General features: G+C 57.4%; 4 protein-coding genes and 1 pseudogene. 3 read left to right on the top strand and 2 right to left on the bottom strand.

The features are described from left to right. The 3 genes from ACILRA_RS21695 to ACILRA_RS21685 form a co-directional block, all read left to right on the top strand. A partial coding sequence (locus ACILRA_RS21695; RefSeq protein ID WP_395664118.1) for an SDR family oxidoreductase occupies nt 1-263 on the top strand: 263 nt, incomplete at its 5' end. Further along, complete coding sequence (locus tag ACILRA_RS21690) at nt 260-982, top strand: GntR family transcriptional regulator (protein WP_395664117.1); 723 nt, start codon at nt 260-262, stop codon at nt 980-982. The genes ACILRA_RS21695 and ACILRA_RS21690, both read left to right, overlap by 4 nt. Before the next feature lie 167 nt (nt 983-1,149). Continuing rightward, nucleotides 1,150-2,028: a PhzF family phenazine biosynthesis protein gene (locus ACILRA_RS21685; RefSeq protein ID WP_395664116.1), complete on the top strand. Its 879-nt coding sequence runs from the start codon at nt 1,150-1,152 to the stop codon at nt 2,026-2,028. A 238-nt stretch (nt 2,029-2,266) separates the two neighbouring features. On the opposite strand, the gene ACILRA_RS21680 is transcribed toward ACILRA_RS21685, so the two are convergent. Further along, the gene (locus ACILRA_RS21680) at nt 2,267-2,521 is read right to left on the bottom strand and encodes a hypothetical protein (RefSeq protein WP_395664115.1); all 255 of its coding nucleotides are present in this window, start codon (nt 2,519-2,521) and stop codon (nt 2,267-2,269) included. A 75-nt stretch (nt 2,522-2,596) separates the two neighbouring features. Then, nucleotides 2,597-2,911, bottom strand: a pseudogene (locus tag ACILRA_RS21675) (integrase core domain-containing protein); the annotation flags it as partial.

Below are 2,911 nucleotides of genomic sequence, written 5' to 3'. Positions count from 1 at the left end.
CATTGGATCATGCCCGTCAGGGCATCCGGGCCAATGTGCTCTGTCCGGGATTTCTGGAATCCGTCATGGTAGACCGCAAGCGGGTGATGTCAGAGAGCGATCTTTCAAAGCGCTCTCAAGCAGCAGCTGCCATTGTTCCTCTCGCGCGGGAGGGTCGATACGAGGAAATGTCAGCACTCGCATTAGCTCTTTGCGACGACTCCGTATCCGGCTACATCACTGGCCAGCCTATTGTGGCGGATGGCGGACTGATGCTGGCATGAATTTCTCAAAGACAGGCGGTGAAGATGCGCCTAGCGGTGCGGGGCGTAAGCCTCGAGGCGAAAATGTCGATAGGATCTATGCAGCCCTGCGCGACGACATTCTCGAATTGCGTCGTGCCCCGGGCGAGGTTCTGGATGAGGCCGAGATCGCCGGAACTTTCGGTCTCTCACGGTCTCCCGTTCGCGAAGCCATAATCAGGCTCACGTCCGAGGGGCTTGCCCAACTTTTAAAGAACCGCGGAGCAGTGGTATCACGTCTAGATGTCGAAATGCTTCCCTCTTACTTTGATGCGCAAGCGCTGCTGTTCCGCATAACGTCCAGGCTTGCCGCACAGCGAGGTGGATCGGCCGCAGCAGATCGGCTCTTGCACATACAGAAGCGGCACGACGAAGTCGTTGCTTCGCGCGATCCGAGCGGCGTTATCTTGAGTAACCGGATGTTCCATATCGAGATCGCCCTCATCGGCGGCAACCGATACTATCTTGATTGGTTGACGAGTATACTTGATCAGGGGCAGCGGATCATGCGACTTTACGTTCGACTGCATGAAGAGCAGGTGCCAAACGAACAACTGTCATTTCACTATGCTCTTATCGATGCGGTTCGACGCAAAGATGTAGAGGCGGCGGACCGGGCTGCCGCCGCCGATGCTCAGATTGTGCGGGATGAGATTTCTCGCCAGATATCATCGGGGGCCTCCGCTTCGTTGCCCCTCTAGTCAGAATTATAGCCTAACAGTGCCCTGATGTAGATTCCCACCGATTTCTGCACATACCGGAAACGGTCGCCGCCGAGGTGCATGCCCCCGAACTACCTTGAGACAACGGGCCCGTGTTGCGGCCATCGACGCTCACGGTTAGGATGGTGTTGAATTGGGAGGCGCATGTGTCGTTACGCTATCACACCGTCGATGTCTTCACGCGCACGCGTTTCGGGGGCAATCCCTTGGCCGTTGTCATCGATGCAGACGGGTTGACCACTAAACAGATGCAGGTGATCGCCCGCGAGTTCAACTATTCAGAGAGCAGCTTCGTATTGCGACCGTCTGACGAACGCCACACCGCGAATGTGCGTATCTTTACGTCAACTGTCGAGGTGCCCTTTGCGGGGCACCCGAATGTCGGGACTGCCTTCGTGCTCGCGAGCCTCGGTATCGTCAGCGTAAACGATGAGTATGTTTTTGAGGAGAAAGCCGGCCTTGTTCGGGCATGCATCCTGCGGGACGGCGAAAACATCATGATACAGATCACCGCTCCTCAGCCGCTGAGTATTGGCAAAACCTTTGATTCGGAGACCATTGCCAACTGCCTGTCGCTGACGATTGACGAGATTAGTTGTGAGGTCCACCCGCCTCGTGTCGTCTCTGTCGGCTTGCCTTTTCTCGTCGTTGAGCTCGCTAACCGAAAAGCTCTTGAGAGGGCAACGGTACATCAGTCCAGTTTTGAACGAATCCTTCCGGAGGATGGAGTGGATTCCATCTATTTCTACAGTCGTGAGATTCATGAGCGTGACGGAGCTGTCGACTTCACCGCACGTATGTTCGCACCCTTCGATACTCTGCCCGAAGATCCTGCAACTGGCAGCGCGACGGCCGCGACCTGCGCCCTGCTGGCGTCACTCGAAGGCAGGGCGTCGCGCAGTTTCAAGGTCGCTCAAGGGATCGACATGGGTCGTCCAAGTCTGATGTCGGTCGATGTCCTACAAGACAAGGTCCTGATCACCGGCTCGTGTGTGTCTGTAATGTCAGGACAACTCTTGGTTTGATGCGTGAGTCCGAGCGGGCGGTCAAATTGTCGGGGCTTATCGTTTGCAGTGGTGCTGTGGCAACGAGCCCCTAGCACAACCCCATGCCACCCTGTCCGGGCTGCAGCGCTCCCGAGACAAACAGGGTGACTTGAGGAAGGGAGTATTTCTGGCTCATCGTAGCTCTGTCGTCGACCCCGTTGTGGACGAGTTCGTTCGAAGCGATAGCAGAAATCCGATGAGAACTTGGCGATCTCATTCACCTGTCAGAACTTTGGCGCCATCGTTTCTTCAACCACTCCTCCCCCTGCCCCCGCCTCTCGACCTGACGCCACGCAGCCTCCTCCTCCGGCGGCATTCTCTTCGAAACGTAGCGCCACGCCAGCGGCAGCAGCGCCTTGCCAAGACGCGCCCCAAACTCGATCCAGAAGGAGGGCCGCTGCGCCACGAGGAACGCCCCAGCCCCGAGGCCCAGGAGCACCACTGTAATCGCAACGCCCTCCTGCCAACTCATGCTCTGGCCACCTTCTTGTTGGGGATGGCCCAGACCAATACCGGCGTGATGAGACCGATGATGGTGGCGATTGTGTCAGGGGTATCCTAGGGCCGAATGCGGTCTCTTTGTATTGTAATGGATGCGCCATTGCTCGATGACGACCTTGGCTTCCCGAAGGCTGTAGAAGATCTCGCCGTTCAGGAGTTCGTCCCTGAGCTTGCCGTTGAAGGACTCGCAGTAGCCGTTCTCCCAGGGTGAACCAGGCTCAATGTACAAGCTCTTCGTGCCAAGCCCAGACAGCCACTGGCGCAGGACCTTGGCGACCATTTCCGGGCCATTGTCCGACCGCTGGGACCCCTTCGTAGAGCATGGCGTCCGCCAGCGTCTCAATGACGCCGATGGCGTTGA

This window comes from Aestuariivirga sp. (assembly GCF_044239095.1).
GTDB lineage: Bacteria > Pseudomonadota > Alphaproteobacteria > Rhizobiales > Aestuariivirgaceae > Aestuariivirga.
Note: the sequence above shows the minus strand (reverse complement) of the source record. Positions and strands in the feature narration are given on the sequence as shown.